Origin of the sequence: Pseudomonas sp. G11-1 (assembly GCF_024031555.1) — a bacterium.
Lineage (GTDB): Bacteria > Pseudomonadota > Gammaproteobacteria > Pseudomonadales > Pseudomonadaceae > Halopseudomonas > Halopseudomonas bauzanensis.
In genome coordinates, this window is the sequence record NZ_QEYQ01000002.1 from 571,941 (window position 1) to 592,405 (window position 20,465).

24 protein-coding genes are annotated in these 20,465 nt (G+C 61.5%); 12 read left to right on the forward strand and 12 right to left on the reverse strand.

Annotation, left to right across the window (positions count from 1 at the left end; all coding sequences use genetic code 11):
- The first annotated feature begins 241 nt into the window (after positions 1 to 241).
- Positions 242 to 1,105 (forward strand): alpha/beta fold hydrolase, encoded by an 864-nt coding sequence (locus DHB74_RS08750; protein WP_036990590.1) that lies wholly within the window; start codon positions 242 to 244, stop codon positions 1,103 to 1,105.
- 214 nt (positions 1,106 to 1,319) lie between these two features.
- Here DHB74_RS08750 and DHB74_RS08755 read toward each other — a convergent pair whose 3' ends face one another.
- The 3 genes from DHB74_RS08755 to DHB74_RS08765 all read right to left on the reverse strand — a co-directional run bounded on the left by DHB74_RS08755 (position 1,320) and on the right by DHB74_RS08765 (position 3,020).
- Positions 1,320 to 1,676 (reverse strand): hypothetical protein, encoded by a 357-nt coding sequence (locus tag DHB74_RS08755; RefSeq protein ID WP_036990591.1) that lies wholly within the window; start codon positions 1,674 to 1,676, stop codon positions 1,320 to 1,322.
- 97 nt (positions 1,677 to 1,773) lie between these two features.
- Positions 1,774 to 2,037 carry a hypothetical protein gene (locus DHB74_RS08760; protein ID WP_136869295.1) on the reverse strand — a complete coding sequence of 88 codons (264 nt, stop codon included), beginning with the start codon at positions 2,035 to 2,037 and terminating at the stop codon, positions 1,774 to 1,776.
- 134 nt (positions 2,038 to 2,171) lie between these two features.
- The gene (locus tag DHB74_RS08765) at positions 2,172 to 3,020 is read right to left on the reverse strand and encodes an SDR family NAD(P)-dependent oxidoreductase (protein ID WP_074780326.1); all 849 of its coding nucleotides are present in this window, start codon (positions 3,018 to 3,020) and stop codon (positions 2,172 to 2,174) included.
- A gap of 158 nt (positions 3,021 to 3,178) precedes the next feature.
- Here DHB74_RS08765 and DHB74_RS08770 point away from each other — a divergent pair, with 158 nt between their 5' ends.
- Complete coding sequence (locus DHB74_RS08770; protein ID WP_083392503.1) at positions 3,179 to 3,601, forward strand: PA0061/PA0062 family lipoprotein; 423 nt, start codon at positions 3,179 to 3,181, stop codon at positions 3,599 to 3,601.
- Here DHB74_RS08770 and DHB74_RS08775 read toward each other — a convergent pair.
- Complete coding sequence (locus DHB74_RS08775; protein ID WP_074780322.1) at positions 3,576 to 4,391, reverse strand: hydroxypyruvate isomerase family protein; 816 nt, start codon at positions 4,389 to 4,391, stop codon at positions 3,576 to 3,578. The two genes, DHB74_RS08770 and DHB74_RS08775, sit on opposite strands and share 26 nt — an antisense overlap.
- A gap of 132 nt (positions 4,392 to 4,523) precedes the next feature.
- On the opposite strand from DHB74_RS08775, the gene DHB74_RS08780 reads away from it, so the two are divergent.
- The 4 genes from DHB74_RS08780 to phnE are packed head-to-tail and all read left to right on the forward strand — an operon-like array spanning position 4,524 to position 7,805.
- Positions 4,524 to 5,390 (forward strand): putative selenate ABC transporter substrate-binding protein, encoded by an 867-nt coding sequence (locus tag DHB74_RS08780; protein ID WP_499161224.1) that lies wholly within the window; start codon positions 4,524 to 4,526, stop codon positions 5,388 to 5,390.
- Positions 5,387 to 6,205: a phosphonate ABC transporter ATP-binding protein gene (locus DHB74_RS08785; protein WP_074780316.1), complete on the forward strand. Its 819-nt coding sequence runs from the start codon at positions 5,387 to 5,389 to the stop codon at positions 6,203 to 6,205. The genes DHB74_RS08780 and DHB74_RS08785 overlap by 4 nt, the downstream gene beginning before the upstream one ends.
- A complete protein-coding gene (locus DHB74_RS08790) occupies positions 6,196 to 7,044 on the forward strand; it encodes a PhnE/PtxC family ABC transporter permease (protein ID WP_136869293.1) in 849 nt (282 codons plus the stop codon). The genes DHB74_RS08785 and DHB74_RS08790 overlap by 10 nt, the downstream gene beginning before the upstream one ends.
- On the forward strand, positions 7,041 to 7,805 hold the full coding sequence (phnE, locus tag DHB74_RS08795; RefSeq protein ID WP_074780310.1) for a phosphonate ABC transporter, permease protein PhnE: 765 nt from the start codon (positions 7,041 to 7,043) through the stop codon (positions 7,803 to 7,805). Before DHB74_RS08790 ends, phnE begins: the two co-directional genes overlap by 4 nt.
- Positions 7,806 to 7,832: 27 nt before the next feature.
- On the opposite strand, the gene DHB74_RS08800 is transcribed toward phnE, so the two are convergent.
- Positions 7,833 to 8,165: a DUF2288 domain-containing protein gene (locus DHB74_RS08800; protein WP_235833901.1), complete on the reverse strand. Its 333-nt coding sequence runs from the start codon at positions 8,163 to 8,165 to the stop codon at positions 7,833 to 7,835.
- Positions 8,166 to 8,361: 196 nt separating this feature from the next.
- Between DHB74_RS08800 and DHB74_RS08805 the strand changes: the two genes are divergently transcribed.
- Genes DHB74_RS08805 through DHB74_RS08825 form a run of 5 tightly spaced genes read left to right on the forward strand, consistent with a single transcriptional unit; the run spans position 8,362 to position 13,199 of the window.
- Positions 8,362 to 9,489 (forward strand): branched-chain amino acid ABC transporter substrate-binding protein, encoded by a 1,128-nt coding sequence (locus DHB74_RS08805; RefSeq protein ID WP_036990598.1) that lies wholly within the window; start codon positions 8,362 to 8,364, stop codon positions 9,487 to 9,489.
- Between the two features lie 55 nt (positions 9,490 to 9,544).
- Positions 9,545 to 10,471 (forward strand): high-affinity branched-chain amino acid ABC transporter permease LivH, encoded by a 927-nt coding sequence (livH, locus tag DHB74_RS08810; protein ID WP_036990599.1) that lies wholly within the window; start codon positions 9,545 to 9,547, stop codon positions 10,469 to 10,471.
- Complete coding sequence (locus DHB74_RS08815) at positions 10,468 to 11,724, forward strand: high-affinity branched-chain amino acid ABC transporter permease LivM (RefSeq protein ID WP_136869292.1); 1,257 nt, start codon at positions 10,468 to 10,470, stop codon at positions 11,722 to 11,724. The genes livH and DHB74_RS08815 overlap by 4 nt, the downstream gene beginning before the upstream one ends.
- On the forward strand, positions 11,721 to 12,494 hold the full coding sequence (livG, locus tag DHB74_RS08820; RefSeq protein ID WP_074780302.1) for a high-affinity branched-chain amino acid ABC transporter ATP-binding protein LivG: 774 nt from the start codon (positions 11,721 to 11,723) through the stop codon (positions 12,492 to 12,494). Before DHB74_RS08815 ends, livG begins: the two co-directional genes overlap by 4 nt.
- 3 nt (positions 12,495 to 12,497) lie before the next feature.
- Positions 12,498 to 13,199 carry an ABC transporter ATP-binding protein gene (locus DHB74_RS08825; protein ID WP_036990602.1) on the forward strand — a complete coding sequence of 234 codons (702 nt, stop codon included), beginning with the start codon at positions 12,498 to 12,500 and terminating at the stop codon, positions 13,197 to 13,199.
- Positions 13,200 to 13,280: 81 nt separating this feature from the next.
- Here the strand turns inward: DHB74_RS08825 and DHB74_RS08830 are convergent, their stop codons facing one another.
- Positions 13,281 to 13,937 (reverse strand): hypothetical protein, encoded by a 657-nt coding sequence (locus DHB74_RS08830; protein ID WP_051611010.1) that lies wholly within the window; start codon positions 13,935 to 13,937, stop codon positions 13,281 to 13,283.
- Positions 13,938 to 14,066: 129 nt separating this feature from the next.
- Here DHB74_RS08830 and DHB74_RS08835 point away from each other — a divergent pair, with 129 nt between their 5' ends.
- Positions 14,067 to 14,609, forward strand: coding sequence for an OmpA family protein (locus tag DHB74_RS08835; protein WP_051611012.1), 543 nt, complete (start codon positions 14,067 to 14,069; stop codon positions 14,607 to 14,609).
- A gap of 6 nt (positions 14,610 to 14,615) precedes the next feature.
- Here the strand turns inward: DHB74_RS08835 and DHB74_RS08840 are convergent, their stop codons facing one another.
- The 6 genes from DHB74_RS08840 to DHB74_RS08865 are packed head-to-tail and all read right to left on the reverse strand — an operon-like array spanning position 14,616 to position 20,350.
- Complete coding sequence (locus tag DHB74_RS08840) at positions 14,616 to 14,945, reverse strand: Na+/H+ antiporter subunit G (RefSeq protein ID WP_036990603.1); 330 nt, start codon at positions 14,943 to 14,945, stop codon at positions 14,616 to 14,618.
- Positions 14,946 to 14,954: 9 nt separating this feature from the next.
- Positions 14,955 to 15,224 carry a K+/H+ antiporter subunit F gene (locus DHB74_RS08845; protein ID WP_036990604.1) on the reverse strand — a complete coding sequence of 90 codons (270 nt, stop codon included), beginning with the start codon at positions 15,222 to 15,224 and terminating at the stop codon, positions 14,955 to 14,957.
- The gene (locus DHB74_RS08850; protein WP_036990605.1) at positions 15,209 to 15,715 is read right to left on the reverse strand and encodes a Na+/H+ antiporter subunit E; all 507 of its coding nucleotides are present in this window, start codon (positions 15,713 to 15,715) and stop codon (positions 15,209 to 15,211) included. The genes DHB74_RS08845 and DHB74_RS08850 overlap by 16 nt, the downstream gene beginning before the upstream one ends.
- On the reverse strand, positions 15,712 to 17,235 hold the full coding sequence (locus DHB74_RS08855) for a monovalent cation/H+ antiporter subunit D (RefSeq protein ID WP_036990606.1): 1,524 nt from the start codon (positions 17,233 to 17,235) through the stop codon (positions 15,712 to 15,714). Before DHB74_RS08855 ends, DHB74_RS08850 begins: the two co-directional genes overlap by 4 nt.
- Positions 17,235 to 17,561: a Na+/H+ antiporter subunit C gene (locus DHB74_RS08860; protein WP_036990607.1), complete on the reverse strand. Its 327-nt coding sequence runs from the start codon at positions 17,559 to 17,561 to the stop codon at positions 17,235 to 17,237. Before DHB74_RS08860 ends, DHB74_RS08855 begins: the two co-directional genes overlap by 1 nt.
- Positions 17,561 to 20,350, reverse strand: a complete 2,790-nt coding sequence (locus DHB74_RS08865; protein ID WP_499161225.1) for a monovalent cation/H+ antiporter subunit A — start codon at positions 20,348 to 20,350, stop codon at positions 17,561 to 17,563. Before DHB74_RS08865 ends, DHB74_RS08860 begins: the two co-directional genes overlap by 1 nt.
- Positions 20,351 to 20,465 lie beyond the last annotated feature (115 nt).

A 20,465-nucleotide genomic window follows, 5' to 3' on the forward strand; every position in this document is an offset into this window, starting at 1 on the left:
TCTATGGCCTCGACTATGCGGCGTTGATGCAGAGGGCCAAGGCGGAGGGCTGACTTGACGCAAGGCCGCTGGCGTAGCGCGGGTGCGCTACGCCCGAAAAACGGGCTGCAATGCGAAAGAGATAATTCCGTTATGGCAATGCCTCCCCTTCCCGCCGAACGGTCACTTTCTGACACCCCGCTGTAACCTCCATACGATTAACTGCACCCCAAGTGATATTCAGCTTCCGAGGTGTGTGGCCATGTATGCAGAAAAGGCAGTGGTGCGGGTGCAGGGTGATTTGAAGGTGCATACGCGCTTTTATCCGAATCCGCGCAGCAACAGCACCATCATTCTGGTCAACGGTTCGCTGGCGACCAGTGCCTCCTTTCATCAGGCGCTGCGATTTCTGCAGCCGCTGTTCAACGTGGTGTTGTTCGATCAGCCCTATTGCGGCATGTCGCGGCCTTACAATGAATCCTTGAGCATGCTGGGCAAGGAGGATGAGGCGCTGATCCTGCTTGAGCTGATCGAGCATTTCCGGGCAGACCAGGTCATGGCGTTTTCCTGGGGTGCGGTGTCGACGCTGCTGGCTCTCGCGCAGCGGCCGGCGCGGATCAAGCGGGCGGTGATCAGTTCGTTTTCACCGGTGCTGAACCGCGAGATGCTGGATTATCTGGCGCGCGGTCAGGAGTGCCTGGCAGCCTGTGACCGGAACCGCATCGCGACACTGGTCAACGACACCATCGGCGAGCATCTGCCGCCACTGTTCAAGCGCTGTAACTTCCGTCATGTCTCTACGCTGGAGGTGCATGAGTATGCGCAGATGCTCCATCACATTCGCCAGGTATTGAGTCTGGATGCTGATCGCTATATGCAGTGCGTGGGAAATGTGGACATTCCGCTGCTGTTTCTCAATGGCGAACTGGACAAGTACACCACACCGAACGATGCCCTGTATTTTGCCGATCTGGCTCGTCGTTCCGAGTATGTGACCATTCGCAATGCCGGGCATTTCCTGGAAAACGAACATCAGACCGCCTGGGAAGATGTGCGCGAGGCGGTGGAGCGGTTTTTGTTGCCGGGTGAGACGGAAAATGCCCACCGGCTGGCCATGGTTGGTTGATTGTATCGACGCTCAAGGTGTCGCAATCTTTCGCCGAGCGGTGAAGAAACTCGGTGAAGGAGCTGAAAGCTGCAGCCTTGCTCGGGCTGCGGGAGCGGCCGCAAGGGTTTCTGTAGGCTTATCCGCGGCCTTAGGCCGCTAATAGCCTACCCCCGCATCAGGAAGCTCCCACAACAGACCGCCCGCAGACTCAGCTACTGACGCACCTGCCCTCTCAAGGCGTGGTACTGGTATCGCTGTCGATGCCCGGATCCACCCGCTCATTGGGTGAGTCGCTGTCGGTGCCCAGCCCCGGGTCCCGGTCCAGCGAACGCTGCAGGTTTTCATCCGGCGGGTTCATGGGGTCTTCAGCCGGTGGCATGGGTTCATCGGCCGGCATCCGCGGATCGGTGGCCGGTGCTGGCGTGTCATCAGTGGGTGACATCGGCTGGTCCGCTGGATCGACCGGCGTGCCGTAGGCCTCTTCGGCCGGCGCTTCGTTGTCCATGGGCAGCGCGGTGTCAGGCTCATCATCGCCGCAACCGGCAAGCAGCAGGGCAAACAGGGGTATGCTCAGGTAGGTAAGTCGCATGGCGGTTCTCCGCATCTGATAGGTCCATGCGTTTGGACAGGCGCGCGACCGGCAAGTGCGAATTTTTTCCGCATGCCGGCCGGTGCAGCCGTGGGCGTTATTGCGTAATGCCGGAGTCGTTGTCAGGACCCGGGGCGGTCATGTCGTCGCCGTCGGTACCATATACGCCAGTATCGCCATCCGCCGGGGGCACAGCGGTGCTGTTATTGGGCACCGCTGGATCGTTGGCCGGGTCCGTCGGAGCGCCGTACTCTTCGGTTTGCGGGGCGGTATTGGTTTCCGGGAAGGTGGCCTCTTCTTCCTCCCCGCAACCAGCCAGCAGCAGGGCAAACAAGGGTATGGATAAGTAAGTCAGTCGCATCACAGCTCTCCAAAGCAGGGGTCGTCCCTGCTTTGGACACGCTTTTGGGCTGGCAGTGCCCTATTTTCCCGTTGAACTCCACCTCGGCCTATAGCGCCCGTGCTCCCCTGGAACTCGGGGCCTGGCCGGTGAATTCAGGGATTCATCGAATCAAACACCCCTTCTTCCCGGTCCGCCGCCTCGGCGCGCAGCTTGATCAATTGTTTGATCTTGCGATGGGGGAAGACATAGAACTGGTTATTTTCCACGGCCTTGAGGGTCATTTCGGCGATATCGGCAGCCGGGATGCGGCCGTGCTCAACGGCATATTTCAGCGCGGCAGCACGCTTGAGCGAGACTTCGCTCTTCTCGACGGTCTCGGCCTTGTCTGCCGGGCGGTTGCGATCGGACTGGTGAATGCCGGTGGGGAAGAATGCCGGGCACAGCACGGTCACGCCAACGTTGGCCTGGGCATCGCGCAGGTCCAGCGCCAGGGTTTCGGAGATCGCCACCACCGAGGTCTTGCTGACGTTGTAGATGCCGCTGCTCGGGCCGTTGAGCCAGCCGGCAGCGGAGGCTGTATTGATGATATGGCCTTCGTTCTGTTCGATCAGCATCGGGGTGAATGCCTTGATGCCCCACACCACGCCATACAGATTCACGCCCAGCACCCAGTCCCAGTCATGCACGGTGCTCTGCCAGATCGGCCCGTTGACGCTGACACCGGCATTGTTGAAGATCAGATGCGCGCCGCCGAAGCGACTCTTGCTCAGCGCCGCCAGCTCCTCGACCTGCTCCAGCCGGGATACATCCAGGCGCATGGTGACCGACTCGGTACCCGGGTGCGCTGTATCTACCAGGCGCAGAGTTTCCTGCATACCGGCTTCGTCCACATCGCCCAATACCAGTTTCATGCCACGCGCCGCACAGCATAACGCCAGTTCCCGGCCCAGACCGCTGCCACCGCCGGTGATCACTGCTACCTTGTTCTGAAAGTCCTGCATGCCTGAGTTCTCCTGTTGATGCGCTGGCACTCTATGCAGCGCGGGTGAGCCGATGCAGCGAGCATGCCGCGCCCCGCCGCTCCCCGCCAGCGCTATGCGCCCGGTTGATCAGAGAACAGCAGTGCGGTTTATGAAAGCCTGCAGGAGGGAATATCCGCATGCCATTGAGATTCCTGTTGCCCTTGGCGCTGCTGCTGACGGCGTGCGCCCACCCGCTGCCGCCTCTGGCCCCAGACTTCGCGCGGGTGGGCCTGGATAGCGGCAACCGGGCGGACATGCGCGCCTATCGGCTGGACGGTGAACTGGTGCGGCAGTTGCGCTTTCCGGACCTGCCGCCCGGCAGCCACGGACTGCAGGTGCGTTATCAGTTCGAGGTGCTGGGCAGCATGGGTGGGCTGGGAGAGATATCCGAACCACGCCGCCGTACCTGCATTCTAGGGCTGGATTGGGATTTCGCCGCCGGGCAGCACTATCGGGTGACGGCTTACCGGCTGGGCTGGCAGCCGGTAGGCTACCTGGAAAACGCCGCCGGCGAGCGGCTGGTACGCGCCAGGGTCATACGCTGCGGCCCTGGAGTCTGAAGGTTCCGGCGGCAGTCCATTGTGCCAGCCATTGCAGCGACTGCTCGGGCGATAATGCCGGCCGGTACTCCGCCGCGAGCCAGCCGCGGTAACCGTGCCGCGACAGCGCGCCGAAAGCTTCATGAAAATCCATATTCCCGGTGCCCGGCTCGCCGCGGCCCGGCGCGTCGGCAAACTGCACGTGGCCAATCCGCCCTTCCAGCTGCGCAATCGAGTCGGGCAGCGACTCACCCATCCGCGTCAGATGGTACAGGTCCACCTGTGCCGAGAGGTTCGAGTGAGCAACCCGATCCAGCATGTCCAGCAACTCCAGGGTGCTGCCCAGCAGGAAGCCGGGCATATCGTGGCGGTTGACTGCTTCGCAGACCAGGCATACCCCGATATCGGAAAACGCGCTGGCCGCCTTGTCCAGGTTGCCGGCCAGGGTATCCAGCGCCAGCTCCCGACTGACGCCCTCGGCAAGCCGCCCCGGCAGGACATTGACCTTCTCCGGGCGCAGCACCAGCGCATACTCCAGCGCCAGCTCCAGGGCAGCGTCGAACTCGGCCTGCCGCGCCGGCACACCAGCCAGGCCGGGGCCGCCGGTCAGGAGATCGCCAGCGGGGACATTGATCAGTACCAGCGGCATGCCGGCAGCGGCGAGATGGTGCTGCACAGTGGCGGCGGGCATATCGTAGGGAAACTGGATTTCGACCCCATCGAACCCCGCCTCGGCGGCGGCATGGAACCGCTCCGCCATGGGCAGGTCGGCAAACAGCATGGATAGATTGGCAGCCAGCGGCCAGGACATGATGAGCCCTCCGAAACGTGTCTGAGTACTGTAGCAGTTTGCCCGCCCGGCCGGTTCCAGTAAACTTGCGCCACGCCTCATCCGGCCTCGACCTCCGGATGGGAGTCTTCCGCTATTGAACCGGAGCATCACATGTCGACTTTTCGCCGCCCGCTGGCCATTCTGGCTGGCGTTTGCATGACCCTTGCCGCCAGTTTTCTGCCCGCCCATGCCGAGACCAAGGTGCTGCGCGTGTCTGCCATCCCCGATGAAGCGCCTACCGAGCTGCTGCGCAAATTCGAGCCGCTGGCTGCCTACCTGGAACAGGAGCTGGGCATCGAAGTGACCTTCCAGCCGGTATCCGACTACGCTGGCGTGGTTGAGGCATTGGGCGCCGGGCGCCTGGATATGGCCTGGCTCGGTGGTTTCACCTTCGTTCAGGCGCGGCTGCGTACCGGCGATGCCATTCCGGTGGTGCAACGAGAAGAGGATGAGGTCTTCACCAGCACCTTCATCACTGCCGACCCTGAAATCAACGAACACAAGGATCTGCAGGGCAAGAGCTTCGCCTTCGGCTCGGTCTCTTCCACCTCGGGCCACCTGATGCCGCGCTACTTCCTGCTGCAGGACGGCATCAATCCGGATGACGATTTCAGCCGAGTCGGTTTTTCCGGTGCCCATGACGCCACCGTCGCCTGGGTCGAAGCCGGCCGGGTGGATGCGGGTGTGTTGAACACCTCGGTGTGGGACAAACTGGTCGAGGAAAACAAGGTCGATACCGCCAAGGTGCGCGTCTACGGCACCACGCCGACCTATTTCGACTACAACTGGACCGTGCGCGGCGATCTGGACGCGCAACTGGTGCAGGACATCAAGGCCGCCTTCCTCAAGCTGGACCCGGCAAACCCCGAACACAAGGCAATTCTGGATTTGCAGCGGGCCTCTCGCTTCGTTGAAACCAGTGCCGAGAATTACGAGGGCATCGAAGAGGCGGCCCGCTCCGCCGGCCTGTTGCAGTGACCGTACGGCTTGACGGGGTGGGCCTGACCCACCCCGGTGGTTTTCAAGCCCTGCATGACATCGATCTGAGCATTAACCAGGGCGAACGGGTCGCCATTATCGGGCCGTCCGGCGCGGGCAAGACCAGTCTGTTGCGGCTGCTCGGCACGGGGCTTGCGCCCAGCACCGGGCAACTGCACCTGCTGGGCGTTGACCCCGCCACGCTCAAGGGTCAGGCTTTGCGCCGGCTGCGAGCCCGCATCGGGTTGATCCATCAGAGTCCTCCACTGCCGCCGCGCCAACGCGTAGTCACCGCCGTGCTGGCCGGCCGGCTGGGTCAATGGTCGCTGCTGCGCTCCCTGATCTCGCTATGCTACCCCCTGGATAGCGCCGGGGCCCGTGCCGCGCTGGAACCGCTGGACCTGCAGGACAAGCTGTTCGCTCGTTGCGATCAGCTTTCCGGTGGCCAACTGCAGCGTGTCGGTATCGCCCGCGTGCTGTATCAACGCGCTGATTTGCTATTGGCTGACGAACCAGTCTCGGCGATGGACCCGGTGCTGGCCGACCATACGCTGAACGTACTGGGCAAGGTGGCAGCCGAGCGCCAGATCAGCCTGGTCGCCAGCCTGCATGCGGTGGACCTGGCGCTACGGCATTTCCCCCGGATCATCGGCCTGCGGGCCGGGCGGGTATTGTTCGACCTGCCGGCCGAACGCGTCTCCCAGGCGGAGCTGGACCAGCTGTATAGCAACGACAGCTTCAACGAGCCCGTCTTTGCCGATCCGGTATCTGCAATAGCCGCTGCATCCCTCGAGGCACCACGCCGATGTACCTGAGCGGTACCGATGTCGGGGTCCATGGCCGCCCCCGTGATCCAGCCGCCCTGCCCCGGCTGCTGCTGACTATTCTCGCCCTGCTGGTGCTCTGGCCCGGTCTGGTATTGACCGAGTTCAATCTCGCGACCCTGGTCGATCCGCGCAATCTTGATATCTTTGCGCGCTTTCTGGCCGGCTTCTGGCCGCCGGAACTGTCTTCGGGCTTTCTCACCCTGCTGGGCAAGGCCACGCTGGAAACCCTGGCCATGGCCACCGCTGGGCTGGTGCTGGCATTGCTGCTGGCGGTACCCCTGAGTCTGATATCCAGTCATGCGCTATCGGTGTCGGCCTTAGCACGCGGACAGCCAAGCCCTGTCGGTCGAATGTTGCGCTATCCGGCGCGACTATTACTCATCATTCTGCGCAGCATCCCGGAAATCGTCTGGGCGCTGCTGTTCGTACGCGCCGTGGGGCTGGGGCCGACGGCGGGGGTGCTGGCCATTGCCATCACCTACAGCGGCATGCTCGGCAAGGTCTATGCGGAAATCTACGAGTCGGTGGATCGACGCCCGGCCCAGGCGCTGCTGCAGGCCGGCAGCTCGCGGCTGGCTGCGTTCTGCTACGGGATTCTGCCCGCTGCCGCGCAGGAATTGACCTCCTACACGCTGTACCGCTGGGAATGCGCTATCCGTGCCTCGGTAATCATGGGCTTCGTCGGAGCCGGCGGGCTGGGGCAGATGATCGACCTGTCAATTCGCATGTTCGCCGGCGGCGAGGTAGTGACCATCCTGCTGACCTTCCTGGTCCTGGTCTTGGCGGCAGACCAGCTCAGCAATCTACTGCGCCGGCGGTTGGCATGAAACGCCAATTCGAAGCGCTGATCTGGGTCGCCCTGCTGCTGGCGGCGGTGGTAGCGTCCTTCAGTTGGCTGAAGCTGGATTTTGTCGCCCTGTTCGCCGGTGACGGGTTGCAGCAGATGCACAGCTATGCCGCTTCCTTCTTCCCGCCGGACACCTCGACCAACTGGCTGCGGCAGATCTTCCATGGCTCGCTGGAAACCCTGGCCATCTCCGCCATCGGAACACTGCTGGCTGCATTGGCCGGCGCCGCCCTGAGCCTGCTGGCAGCCGGGCGGCTGGGCACCGTGGCGAAGCTGCTGGCGCGATTGCTGCTCAATGCCTTGCGTTCGATACCGGAGCTGGTCTGGGCCGCGCTCATGGTGCTGGCTGCCGGCCTCGGCCCCTTTGCCGGCACCCTGGCACTGGCGCTGCACACGGCTGGGGTTTTGGGCCGGCTGTTTGCCGAAGCGCTGGAAAACGCCCCGCCCGGCCCGACCCGCGCCCTGCGCGAAGCCGGCGCCGGCCCGGTAGCGGCCTTCTGTTACGGCACCCTGCCGGGCGTCCTGGCCCAGTGGCTGAGTTACACCCTGTATCGCTGGGAAAACAACATCCGCATGGCCGCGGTGCTGGGGTTTGTCGGTGCCGGCGGGTTGGGTCAGATGCTTTACGTCACCCTCAGCCTGTTCCAGCAACCCCGCGCCGCCAGTGTGATCCTGGCGATGCTGGTGATGGTATTGCTGGTGGATGCGCTGAGCGCCTGGTTGCGGCGGCGCTGGGGGTAAACCTTGCAGTCGGCGGCGCGGTAAAACTCAGCTCCGCTCCTGCATCAGCACCCACGGCCGGATGACCACCGCCCACAGCGTATCCGGATTGCGCTCGAACCAGTCCGCCGCCTGGGTATCTGTGGCGGCGCCCAGCAGCCCCTGCGCCATCCAGTCTTTCACCTTGGCGCTATCATCGTCGATAAAAGCCTGAGCGACGGTGACCAGATCCAGCCCGCTATCGACCACCAGCAGTTCGCCGCGGGCAAAATGCGGCTCGAGTGCGTTCCATTCGATCTGGGCGGTGGCGCCGAGAATGGCGGCATAGGTTTCGCTTGGCGCGGGCATGGCTTCTACCTCTGGGGAATGATTGTTGCGCATGGTAACCATCACAGCGCCAGATGCAATATCCCGTTGACTGGAAACCGAAGCGGCAGGGGAGTAGCGACTTGGCATCGCCTCCGCTACAGTTCACTTATCTGTGGGCGCTCCATTTCGACCATGCCGACTCTCCGAGGCAATGCAAGATAGCGCCAGCAGACCCGACTACAACTCCAATAAAAAGTGAGCAAATGGCATGAAAAAGACACAGCGCAAGGCTCTTTCTCAATTCATCGTCATCACCGCCCTCGCCGGCGTCAGCAGTCTTACCCTGGCCGCCGAGAATATCCGCATCGCCCTCGCCGGCCCGGTGACCGGCGCCGTGGCGCAATATGGCGACATGCAGTTCACCGGCGCCAACATGGCCATCGAGATGATCAACAAGGCTGGCGGCGTCAACGGTGCCCAGCTCCAAGGCGTGGTGTTCGATGATGCCTGCGACCCGAAGCAGGCTGTCGCGGTGGCCAACCGCATCGTCAACGAGGGCATCAGCTTCGTCGTCGGCCACCTTTGCTCCAGTTCCACCCAGCCGGCCACCGATATCTACGAGGATGAAGGCATCCTCATGGTCACCCCCGCCGCCACCAGCCCGGACATCACCAACCGCGGTTACGAACTGGTATTTCGCACCATCGGCCTCGACAGCCTCCAGGGTCCGACTGCCGGCAAGTACATCGTCGAGCACGTGAAGCCGCAGAAGGTAGCAGTCATCCATGACAAACAGCAGTACGGTGAAGGCATTGCCACCGCGGTGCGCGGTGTATTGACCGAGGCCGGTATCGATGTGCCGATCTTCGATGGCATCACCGCCGGCGACAAGGACTTCTCCTCACTGATCGCCCGTCTGCGCCAATCCGGCGTCGATTTCGCCTATTTCGGCGGCTATCACCCGGAACTGGGGCTGATCCTGCGCCAGGCCCGCGAACAGGGACTGAATATTACCTTCATGGGGCCGGAAGGCGTGGGTAACAGCGATATCAGCGCGATCGCCGGTGAGGCAGCCGAAGGTATGCTGGTCACCCTGCCCAAGGCATTCGATGAAGACCCGGCCAACGCCCACCTGGTGGAGGCGTTCGAGGAGCGCAAGCAGGACCCGCGCGGCCCCTTCGTGTTCCCATCCTACGCTGCGGTACAGGTGATTGCCGATGGCATACGCCTGGCGGAAAGTACCGACCCAGTCGATGTGGCCGAAGCACTGCGCAGCAACACCTTTGATACCCCTACCGGCAAGCTGGCGTTTGACGAGAAAGGCGACCTGAAGGACTTCAACTTCGTGGTCTATGAGTGGCATGCGGACGGAACCAAGACCGCACTGAGCGAGTAACACAACCTGCTCACGGGTCGGCGGCAACGCCGACCCCGCGCTCAAGGATGTATCCATGCCCGACAGTTTTTACTATCTGCTGCAACAACTGCTCAATGGCCTGACCGTGGGCAGCACCTATGCCCTGATCGCCATCGGCTACACCATGGTCTACGGCATCATCGGCATGATCAACTTCGCCCATGGCGAGGTGTACATGATCGGCAGCTACATCGCCTTTATCGTGCTGGCAGCGCTGGCGTTGATGGGCATCGAGTCGCTGCCGCTACTGATCATCGGCGCCCTGGTGGTCAGCATGATCGTTACCAGTGCCTACGGCTACAGTATCGAGCGGGTCGCCTACCGGCCGCTGCGCGGCGGCAACCGGCTGATTCCTTTGATTTCCGCAATCGGCATGTCAATCTTCCTGCAGAACCTGGTGCGTCTGGCCCAGGGCTCGCGGGACATTGCCATGCCCAACCTGGTGCGCGGCGGCCTCGACATCGGCCCCACGACCGGCTTCCATGCGACCCTGTCCTACATGCAGATCATCATCTTCGTGGTGACCCTGATCAGCATGACCTTGTTGACGTTGTTCATCACCCGCTCACGCATGGGCCGTGCCTGCCGCGCCTGCGCCGAAGACCTGAAGATGACCAACCTGCTGGGCATCAATACCAATGGCATCATCGCCCTGACTTTCGTCATCGGCGCCGCCCTGGCGGCAGTAGCCGGGGTGCTGCTGGGTATGTACTACGGGGTGATCAACCCCTATATCGGCTTCATGGCGGGGCTCAAGGCGTTTACCGCAGCGGTACTCGGCGGTATCGGCAGCATTCCCGGCGCGGTACTCGGCGGGCTGTTGCTGGGCGTGGCCGAAGCCATGACCTCTGGCTATTTCAGCGCCGAATACAAGGACGTGGTGGCTTTCAGCTTGCTGATTCTGATACTGCTGTTCCGTCCCAGTGGCATTCTCGGGCGGCCGGAGGTGGAGAAGGTATGATGCGCAATCTGAAACCGGCGCTGATCTCCGCCGTGGTGGTGGTCGCGCTCAGTGGCCTGCTGATGGGCGTGCGAATCAGTCAGCAAGGTACCGGGTTGGCGTTGACCGGCGCCGGACCTGATGTCGCCATGAAGATCGCCGCAGCGGCGCTGTTCATCTTCTTGTTCAATCTGTTCCGCGATCAACTGACGGCGCTGTGGTTCAAGGTGCCGGCCCTGCCCCGCACCCCGGCGGCGTTCAGCATTCTCGCCGGGCGACCTGCCATGCGCCGGCTGTTCTGGTGTTTTCTGATTGCCGCTGCGCTGATCTGGCCGTTCATGAGCAACCGCAGCAATATCGACCTGGCCACCCTGGTGTTGATCTATGTAATGCTCGGACTGGGGTTGAATATCGTGGTGGGGCTGGCCGGGCTGCTGGATCTGGGTTATGTCGGCTTCTACGCAGTCGGCGCCTATACCTACGCGCTTTTGGCCATGTATTTTGGCGTCGGCTTCTGGACCGGGTTGGTCGCCGCCGGGGCCATGGCGGCGCTGTTCGGCTTTCTGCTGGGCTTTCCGGTATTGCGCCTGCGCGGCGACTACCTGGCCATCGTCACCCTGGGTTTCGGCGAGATCATTCGCATTCTGCTGAATAACTTTACCGCGCTGACCAATGGTCCCAATGGCATCGGCAGCATCCCCAAGCCAGACCTGTTCGGCCTGGAGTTCAGCCGCCGCGCCAGCGAGGGCATGCAGACCTTCCACGAGTTCTTCGGCATCGAGTTCAATTCGGTGCACCGGGTGATGTTCCTGTATTTCCTCGCCCTGCTGCTGGTGCTGTTGACCCTGTTCGTTATCAATCGCCTGCTGCGCATGCCGGTGGGCCGCGCCTGGGAGGCTCTGCGCGAGGATGAGGTCGCCTGCCGGTCGCTGGGCATCAACCCCACCGCGGTCAAGCTCAACGCCTTCACCATCGGCGCGACCTTCGCCGGCTTTGCCGGCTGCTTCTTCGCCGCGCGCCAAGGCTTCATCAGTCCGGAGTCCTTCACTTTCATCGAGTCGGCGATCATCCTGGCTATCGTGGTACTCGGCGGCATGGGCTCGCAACTGGGGGTAATCCTGGCGGCCATCATCATGACCCTGTTGCCGGAGGTGGCGCGCCAGTTCGATGAATATCGCATGTTGCTGTTCGGCCTGCTGATGGTGCTGATGATGATCTGGCGGCCCCAGGGGCTGCTGCCGATGAAGCGCCCGCATATGGAGCTGGGAACATGAGTAGCGTCGCTCCTTTGCTGGATGTATCCGGCCTGTGCATGCGTTTCGGTGGACTGCTGGCGGTCAACGAAGTCGCATTGCAGGTCGCCGAGGGTCAGATCGTCTCGCTGATCGGCCCCAACGGCGCGGGCAAGACCACGGTATTCAACTGCCTGACCGGCTTCTACAAGCCCAGTGCCGGCAGCATCCGCTTTCGCGGCGAGGAAGTCAGCGGCATGCCCGGCTTCAAGCTGGCGCGCAAGGGCATGGTACGTACCTTCCAGCATGTGCGTCTGTTCAAACAAATGAGCGTGGTGGAGAACCTGTTGGTAGCCCAGCATCATCACATGAACACCAATATGCTCGCGGGGTTGCTGAAGACGCCGGGCTTTCGCCGCAGCGAAAAGGAAGCACTGGACCGCGCCGCGCAGTGGCTGGAACGGACCGGGCTGCTGGAGTTTGCCAACCGCACCGCCGGCACCCTCGCCTACGGTCAGCAGCGCCGCCTGGAGATCGCCCGCTGCATGGTCACCCGCCCGACCCTGCTGATGCTCGATGAGCCCGCCGCCGGGCTCAATCCGCGGGAAACCGCCGACCTGCAGGAACTGATCGCCGAATTGCGCAGCGAACATGGGCTGACCATCCTGCTGATCGAGCACGACATGAAGCTGGTAATGGGAATCTCCGACCATGTGGTAGTGATCAACCAGGGTTGCCCGCTGGCCGCCGGTACACCGGAGCAGGTGTGCTGCGATCCCGAGGTGATCAAGGCCTATCTGGGAGAGACCTGAAGCATGCTGTCATTCACTGACGTCAATACCTTCTATGGCAAGATCCAGGCGCTGCACGATGTCAGCCTGCAGGTGGAAGCCGGCGAGATCGTCACCCTGATCGGTGCCAATGGCGCCGGCAAGACCACATTGTTGATGACCCTGTGTGGCGACCCCGCACCGACCAGCGGCAGTATTCGCTACCGTGACGAGGAACTGATGGGGATGGACACCTGCGACATCATGCGGCGGGACATCGCCATCGTGCCCGAGGGGCGGCGGGTATTTTCCCGGCTGACGGTGGAAGAGAATCTGGCGATGGGTGCGTTCTTTCTCGAGCGCAATGAGGTGCAGGCACAACTGCAGGCCACCCTGGAGCTGTTTCCCCGATTGAAGGAGCGCTTTCAACAGCGTGCCGGGACCATGTCCGGTGGCGAACAGCAAATGCTTGCCATCGGCCGTGCCTTGATGAGCAAACCGCGATTATTGCTGCTCGACGAGCCCTCTCTTGGCCTGGCACCGATCATCATCCAGCAGATTTTCGAGATCATCGAAGAGCTGCGACGCCAGGGCGTAACCATCTTCCTGGTCGAGCAGAACGCCAACCAGGCGCTGAAACTGGCCGACCGGGGTTATGTAATGGAACACGGCCACATTCTCATGCAGGGCAGCGGCGAGGAGTTGCTGGCCAATCCGCAGGTGCGGGAGGCGTATCTGGGTGCCTGAGCCCCGTCATGGATCCATCCCTGGGAGCAGACTTTGAGCAGGACCAGACCCTGGTAATCTCCTGTCATAGGCGATAAAAAGTTATCGCTCAGCCCCCTGATACCCACAGCCGCGCAACCGCTGCCCGTCGCGCATCAGCGTCGCGCTCAGGTGGTAATAGTCGCCGGTGCTGCGGTCGATGCAGCCGGTGGGGTACAACCATAGCTCCAGCCCCTGGTCATGCACTCCACGGAATACCTGCGCGCCATCCGGCAGCTGTTCATGAATGGTCGCCAGTTGCCGACCGCTTTCCGCATCCTCGGTGGTCAGCGTCAGCCCTTGCGCGCTGATATCCACCCTCCAGGCCGGCTCATGGCTGAAACCGACCCATTGACTGTTCCTGGCGCTGTTGTCCATGCAGCCACGCCCGGTGGTCTGCAGCCGCTGGGTCTGCTGGACGACCCAGCGGCCCTCGTTCTCGGTCACCCGCAGCTCCGCGAACATGGATACCTGCCCCGGCTGGGCAACATCATCGAACAGCTCGCGCAGTTGCGGGGTCGGTTGCAACAACCGCTCATGCTCCTGGCCGCAGGGGCGCAGAACCCAGCGGTCATCCCCCCCCCGTTCGACAAGACCGGAAACGAGCTGCGAGGGCGCTTCCTCCCCGGCCGGCCAGAGGGACCAGGAGGCGCAGCCAGTCAATATCAGGGAGAAACCAGCGACTGCCAACGCCGGTATCCGGCCAATCCAACCCGTCATAGTGTGAACCTCTTTGAAGAATCGGCCATAAACCGATGAATTGCTTGCATTTGGTGGTCACAACCCGATTTTCCGGTGGTAATCTGTGTGCACTCGATGGCCCAGGTTACCTCACCGTCTGGATTGCACATGAATAGCATAAAAACACTGGCACTTGCTTCACTGGTTTTCGTCACCGCCTGTTCCTCCAAACAGGAAGTTGTACAGGCTCCCCCGGCACCGTCCTGGGCCGAATCACGCATCGTCAACCTCACCAGCATCGCTGAGCAGCAGGGTTACGAGATCGAGCGCGAAGGGGAGCAGATTCGTCTGCTGATACCGGTAGACGGCAACTTCCATCCCAAACGCACCCTGTTGCTGCCCTCGGGTCTGGTGCCGCTGAGCAAGGTTGCCCAGGCACTGAAAGTCGACGGCGCCAGCCAGTTGACTGTGGTCGGCCACAGTGACAGCGATGGCAGCGACGAACTGAACAAGAAGCTGAGCATGGAGCGGGCCCAGGCTGTGGCCAGCGTGCTGCGTCTCGGTGGCATCGAGCGTCAGCGCATGCGTCTGAGCGCGATGGCTGACAACCAGCCCCGCGCCGACAATGCCAGTAACACCGGTCGCAAGCTCAACCGCCGGGTAGAAATCATCCTCACGCCCTACCCCACCAGTATCGCTCTGGCCGACTGATACCTGCTACTGCTCCCAAGGCTCGCCCCGGGTCCGCTCGACCCGTGCGGCGTGCACCTGCATGGCAGCCTTGGCCAGCATGCAGGCACTGGTGGGCGCGGTGATAAACAGGAATAGCGTGATCAACAGCTCGTGCAGCCCCACCTCCCCTGTAGTACTGAAATAGATCATGGACGCCAGCACCAGCGAGCCAACGCCCAAGGTAGTCGCCTTGGTCGGGCCATGCAGGCGCATATAGAAGTCCGGCAGCTTGAACAGGCCGAACGAGCCGATCAGGGCAAACAGACTTCCCAGCAGCAACAGTGCGGCGACCAGCCATTCAATTGCAGTTTCCATAGGCACTCCTCATTCGATGATGTCGCCGCGCAATAGGTATTTGGCCACGGCCACGGTACCCACAAATCCCATCACGGCTATCAGCAATGCCGCTTCAAAATACAGATTGGAGCGCAGCAGCAGCCCCATCAGAATGATCATGGCGATGGCGTTGACATACAGGGTATCCAGCGCCAGCACCCGATCAGGCAGATCCGGCCCCTTGAACAGCCGCAACAGATTCAGCAGCATGGCCACCGAGATCATGCCCAGGCAGAGAATGATTACGTTGTGGAGCATTCGAACACCTCAATCAGGGGTTTCTCGTAGCGCTGCTTGATGGTGTCGATCAATTCCTGTTCATCCGGCACATCCAGCCCGTGAATCAGCAGGGTCCGATGATCCTCGCTGACATCCGCCGAGACCGTGCCCGGCGTGAGAGAAATGGTGGTCGCCAGCACCCCGATCCCGAACTCGTTACGCAGTTCGAGTGGGTAGACCACAAACGCCGGTTGCAGTCTGCTGCTGGCGCCCAGAATCAATTTGGCCACTTCGAAGTTGGCGAAGAGAATATCGCCGAGAACCCGGAATACAAAGCGAACCAGCACCCAGGGCCGGTGTAACTTGGGCGGGTCGGGCCAGAATGCATGCGTCAGCAAAGGGATCACCCAACCCAGTATCGCACCCATGATGAGCGACCCTGCCGACAGATCGTTGACCAGCAGTTGCCAGACCCCTAGCAACAACAGGCTGAGCCAGGGATGCGGGAACCATTTTCCTGGCGCGTTCAATGTCCACCTCCGCTCGTGTTGATCTGCATGGATAATACCTGCCGCGCATACGCCTGCGGATCCAGCAACTGATCGACAGTGATGGTGAGATAATCGAGCAGCGGGCCGGCAAACACCACCAGTAGTGGGGAGCACAGCAGCAATGCGAGGACGGCCACCAATCGCACATTATCCACCGATCCGCCGGCAGCGGCCGCCGGATCGGTGCGCCAGAACAAAGTGCTACCGGCACGGCTGAAGGCAATGATGGACACCAGCCCGCTGCCCAGCAACAACGAGTACAGCCAACCCGCAGCCACCCCGGTCTCCGCCGCACGCAGCAACAAGAGCTTGCCGATGAAACCGGACAAGGGCGGCAAGCCGATTACCGATATCGCCGCCAGGAAGAAAAGGCCACTCAGTAATGTCGGCCTGGACAGCGCCGGGCCCGGCACCAGGCGACCGACAAAGCGTGGCCCGCGGCAACGGGAAATGATGCCCGCGAACAGGAACAAGGCGCCGCAGACCCAGGTCGAGTGAATCAGATAGTAGAGACTGCCTACCAGCGCATCGTGGCTGTCCAGCGCCAGCCCGGCCAGCAGCGTGCCGACAGATACCACCAGCAGGTAGGAAATCAGACCGTTCAGGGTGCTGGCAGCCAGCGCGCCTATGGTACCCAGAACCAGGGTCAATAACGCCGCCGGCCATAACCAGCCGTTAGCCAGGTCTGCCAGCGGACCGGCAGTATCCCCGAAAACCTGGGTGTATATCCGCAGAATCGAGTAGATCCCGACCTTGGTCATGATGGCGAACAGCGCCGCCACCGGCGGGGTAGCAGCGGCATAAGCCTTGGGTAACCAGAAGTACAGAGGGAAGACAGCTGCCTTGAGGCCAAACACCACCAGTAGAAGCATGGCTGCTGCCCCTACAAGAGGAGCATCCGGGGCTGGCAGCTGGGCTACACGCTGGGACAGGTCGGCCAGGTTCAGGGTGCCGGTAACACCATATAGAGTACCTATGGCGATCAGAAACAGGGCGGAGCCGAACAGGTTCAGCAGCACATAGTGCAACCCCGAGCGGATCCTGGCTGAACCAGTCCCATGCAACAGCAAGGCGTAGGAGGCGATGAGCAGGATTTCGAAGAAAACGAACAGGTTGAACAGGTCACCTGTCAGAAAGGCACCATTGATACCCATCAGTTGAAACTGGAACAGCGCGTGAAAGTTCGCCCCCAGCAGATCGTCGCCGCGCACGGCGTACACCACCGCCGCTATTGCCAGCACCGCAGTCACCAGCAGCAGCAGCGCCGCCAGATGATCCACCACCAGCACGATCCCGAACGGTGGCATCCAGTTACCGGCGGCGTAAACCTGCAATCCCCCGCTGGCTTGTGCCATCAAGGCTATCGCCAGTGGCAGTTGTAACAGTGTTGCCAGTAGACAGAGGCTGCGCTTGAATCCCTCACTCGCCCGGCCGCTCAATAACAGCAGGGCGCCGGCAAACATCGGCAACAGTATTGGCAGTATGGCCAGATGATCCATCAACGTTTGCCCCGCCCATCAACGTGATCATTCTCCAGCTCACCCTGCGCGCGAAGCGCCAGTACCAGAGCGAAGGCAGTCATTGCGAAGCCGATGACGATGGCAGTCAGTACCAACGCTTGCGGCAGGGGGTCGCCATGCTCGGCCACCTGACCAAGCACCGCTGGCTTGCCTGTATGCAGACGCCCCATGGCAAACAGGAAGAGATTCACTGCGTAGCTGATAAGCGTCAGCCCCACTACCACAGGAAAAGTACGGGCCCGTAACAGCAAATAAACACCCGACATCGTCAACACACCCAAGGTGAGAGCGTACAGCAGTTCCATTATTCAGGCTCCCTGGCGGCATGGATGGAAAGCTTGCCCAGATTGGACAGAATCAGCAGTGTGGCGCCGACCACCGTCAGATACACACCGAGGTCAAACAGGAGGGCCGTCGCCAGCTCGATTTCACCGACCAGCGGAATGGCAAAATGATCGAATGCGCTGGTCAGGAAAGGATAACCGAACAACCAACTACCCACTCCGGTCAGCCCCGCGATGATTACGCCGGCCCCGGCAAGATGATGGAAATCGACACCCCAACGGGCCTGACTCCAGGCGTGACCACTGGCGATGTACTGCAGGATAAGCGCCACGGCGGTAATCAGGCCCGCGATGAAACCGCCACCCGGGAGATTATGCCCGCGCAGGAAAATGTACACCGATACCATCAAGGCCAACGGCAGAATGAGCCGTGACAGGTTCACCAGCATGAAGGGATGAGCATCTCGCGCCCAGGTCCATCCCTGTTCATCCACCGATGGTTTGCGCAACCGCAGGCCGTGGATCAGCGCGTAGATAGCGGCGCCTGCAATCGCCAGGACAGTGACTTCCCCCAGGGTATCGAAGCCGCGAAAATCGACCAGGATCACGTTCACCACGTTGGTTCCGCCACCACCCGACAGACTGTTGGCCAGAAAATACCCGGCGATGCTCTCATAGGGGCGGGTAAGTACGGCCAGGCACAGCCCGGCAACCAAAACACCAGCCAATCCGGCGATCAGCAGATCTCGACCGCGCCGCAATCCGGATGACTCTGCCGGCGAGGTGCGCGGCAGGAAGAACAGCGCCAGCATCATCAGGATAATGGTGACCGATTCGACCGAGAGTTGGGTCAGTGCCAGATCCGGCGCCGAGAAACGGGCGAAGGCCAGGGCCACGAATAGCCCCACTACGCTGAGCATGACCAGTGACACCAGCCGCCGACGATGCCAATACGCAGTGGCGGCGGCGGTCAGCATGAGCAGGACGGCACCGACCAGAGTTGCCCCATCCACCGGGGTCATGGGCATCGGCCCCACCAGTGACGGGAGCTGCATCAACCAGAAACCGCTCATCAGCAGCGCCGTCAGCAGCATCCACAGCAGATAGCGTTGCAACGAACTGTTCTCGATTCGCAAGGTAAGCATTGCTGCCTGGTTCACCAGCCGCTGGATCACACGCTCAAACAGATTTTTCGCATCCAACCGCGGCAGGTGCACGTGCCAACCCAGCAAACGGTGCCGCCCGAAGTAGATGAGCACACCCACTAATAATGCCACCACACTCATGGCCAACGGCAGGTTGAAACCGTGCCAGATAGCCAGGCTGTAGCTCGGCAAGTCTCCCCCTAACGTCGCTGCTGCTGCCACTGCCAGCAACCCGGCCACGGTAAAGCCTGGGACCAGGCCTACCAGCAGACACAGGGCGACCAGAATCTCGACCGGAATCTTCATGTAACGGCTGGGTTCATGGGGTGGAAATTTCGGCAGATTCACCGGTTTGCCATTGAAAAACACATCATGAATAAAGCGCAGCGAGTACGCCACCGAGAATACGCCCGCTATTACCGCGACCAGCGGCACCATCCAGCTGAAATTGCCGAACTGGTGTTGCTGCAGGGTCTCGGTGAAAAACATCTCCTTGCTCAGGAAACCGTTCAACAGGGGCACGCCGGCCATCGCCGAGGCCGCAACCATAGCCAGCGTGGCGGTATGTGGCATGTACTTCCATAGGCCATTGATGCGCCGCATGTCCCGCGTGCCGGTCTCATGGTCGATGATCCCTGCAGCCATGAACAGCGAGGCCTTGAAGGTCGCATGGTTGATGATATGAAACACGGCGGCTACCGCCGCCAGCTGGGTATCCAGCCCGAACAGCAGCGTGATCAGGCCCAAGTGGCTGATGGTCGAGTAAGCCAGCAACCCTTTCAAATCATGCTGAAACAGTGCGGTACAGGCGCCCAGTAGCAGCGTAGCCATACCGGTGATACTGACCAGGAAGAACCACAGGTCCGTATCTGATAGCGCCGGGTACAGCCGCGCCAGCAGAAATACCCCGGCTTTGACCATGGTCGCCGAATGCAGGTAGGCCGACACTGGCGTGGGAGCAGCCATCGCGTGGGGCAGCCAGAAGTGGAAAGGAAACTGCGCAGACTTGGTGAACACTCCCAGCAATACCAGTACCAGAATCAGCGGATAGAGCGCATGGTCGCGAATCAGATCGCCTGAAGCCAGCACCACACTGAGCTCGTAGCTACCTACCACCTGCCCCAGCAGCAGCACCCCGGCCAGCAGGGCCAACCCACCTCCCCCGGTCACCGCCAGCGCCATGCGCGCGCCCTTGCGTGCATCGGAAGAGTGCGACCAATAGCCGATCAACAGGAAGGACGACAGGCTGGTCAACTCCCAGAAGAACATCATCAACAGGAGGTTTTCCGACAGGACCACCCCCAGCATGGCGGCCATGAACAGCAGCAGGAAAAAGAAGAAGCGCCCCATCGGATCGTTCTTCGACAGGTAGTAGCGCGCGTAGATGATAACCAGAATGCCGATACCGAGAATCAGCAAGGCAAACAGGAAACTCAGCCCATCGAGGCGAAAACTGATGGTGAGTCCGAGCCGCTCGATCCACGGCCAGCTCTGCACCACCACCCCACCTGAAAAAACGGTGGCGGCATGACTCCACAGCAGTATCAGACCCAGAACTGGCGCCACCATGGTCGCCAAGGCACATAGGGAGCGGCCTTTAGTATCCGTTAGCAGTGGCAGGAAAAAACTCAGCAGTGGCAGCAGCACGATCAGCGCCAGGGTCATTCATGAAACTCCGTTTGTTCGAACGTGCTCAGCACAATATGGTCCATCCCGCTAGCGCGGCGGCGGGAAATGTCCGGGAACGACAGGATGAAGGCAAGCGGGCAGTCAATCAATG

What these genes read in the sequence shown, in the direction of transcription:
- DHB74_RS08750 (WP_036990590.1), top strand. Translation starts at nt 242, where the DNA reads ATGTATGCAGAAAAGGCAGTGGTGCGGGTGCAGGGTGATTTGAAGGTG.
- DHB74_RS08755 (WP_036990591.1), bottom strand. Translation starts at nt 1,676, where the DNA reads ATGCGACTTACCTACCTGAGCATACCCCTGTTTGCCCTGCTGCTTGCC.
- DHB74_RS08760 (WP_136869295.1), bottom strand. Translation starts at nt 2,037, where the DNA reads ATGCGACTGACTTACTTATCCATACCCTTGTTTGCCCTGCTGCTGGCT.
- DHB74_RS08765 (WP_074780326.1), bottom strand. Translation starts at nt 3,020, where the DNA reads ATGCAGGACTTTCAGAACAAGGTAGCAGTGATCACCGGCGGTGGCAGC.
- DHB74_RS08770 (WP_083392503.1), top strand. Translation starts at nt 3,179, where the DNA reads ATGCCATTGAGATTCCTGTTGCCCTTGGCGCTGCTGCTGACGGCGTGC.
- DHB74_RS08775 (WP_074780322.1), bottom strand. Translation starts at nt 4,391, where the DNA reads ATGTCCTGGCCGCTGGCTGCCAATCTATCCATGCTGTTTGCCGACCTG.
- DHB74_RS08780 (WP_499161224.1), top strand. Translation starts at nt 4,524, where the DNA reads ATGTCGACTTTTCGCCGCCCGCTGGCCATTCTGGCTGGCGTTTGCATG.
- DHB74_RS08790 (WP_136869293.1), top strand. Translation starts at nt 6,196, where the DNA reads ATGTACCTGAGCGGTACCGATGTCGGGGTCCATGGCCGCCCCCGTGAT.
- phnE (WP_074780310.1), top strand. Translation starts at nt 7,041, where the DNA reads ATGAAACGCCAATTCGAAGCGCTGATCTGGGTCGCCCTGCTGCTGGCG.
- DHB74_RS08800 (WP_235833901.1), bottom strand. Translation starts at nt 8,165, where the DNA reads ATGCGCAACAATCATTCCCCAGAGGTAGAAGCCATGCCCGCGCCAAGC.
- DHB74_RS08805 (WP_036990598.1), top strand. Translation starts at nt 8,362, where the DNA reads ATGAAAAAGACACAGCGCAAGGCTCTTTCTCAATTCATCGTCATCACC.
- livH (WP_036990599.1), top strand. Translation starts at nt 9,545, where the DNA reads ATGCCCGACAGTTTTTACTATCTGCTGCAACAACTGCTCAATGGCCTG.
- DHB74_RS08815 (WP_136869292.1), top strand. Translation starts at nt 10,468, where the DNA reads ATGATGCGCAATCTGAAACCGGCGCTGATCTCCGCCGTGGTGGTGGTC.
- livG (WP_074780302.1), top strand. Translation starts at nt 11,721, where the DNA reads ATGAGTAGCGTCGCTCCTTTGCTGGATGTATCCGGCCTGTGCATGCGT.
- DHB74_RS08825 (WP_036990602.1), top strand. Translation starts at nt 12,498, where the DNA reads ATGCTGTCATTCACTGACGTCAATACCTTCTATGGCAAGATCCAGGCG.
- DHB74_RS08830 (WP_051611010.1), bottom strand. Translation starts at nt 13,937, where the DNA reads ATGACGGGTTGGATTGGCCGGATACCGGCGTTGGCAGTCGCTGGTTTC.
- DHB74_RS08835 (WP_051611012.1), top strand. Translation starts at nt 14,067, where the DNA reads ATGAATAGCATAAAAACACTGGCACTTGCTTCACTGGTTTTCGTCACC.
- DHB74_RS08840 (WP_036990603.1), bottom strand. Translation starts at nt 14,945, where the DNA reads ATGGAAACTGCAATTGAATGGCTGGTCGCCGCACTGTTGCTGCTGGGA.
- DHB74_RS08845 (WP_036990604.1), bottom strand. Translation starts at nt 15,224, where the DNA reads ATGCTCCACAACGTAATCATTCTCTGCCTGGGCATGATCTCGGTGGCC.
- DHB74_RS08855 (WP_036990606.1), bottom strand. Translation starts at nt 17,235, where the DNA reads ATGGATCATCTGGCCATACTGCCAATACTGTTGCCGATGTTTGCCGGC.
- DHB74_RS08860 (WP_036990607.1), bottom strand. Translation starts at nt 17,561, where the DNA reads ATGGAACTGCTGTACGCTCTCACCTTGGGTGTGTTGACGATGTCGGGT.
- DHB74_RS08865 (WP_499161225.1), bottom strand. Translation starts at nt 20,350, where the DNA reads ATGACCCTGGCGCTGATCGTGCTGCTGCCACTGCTGAGTTTTTTCCTG.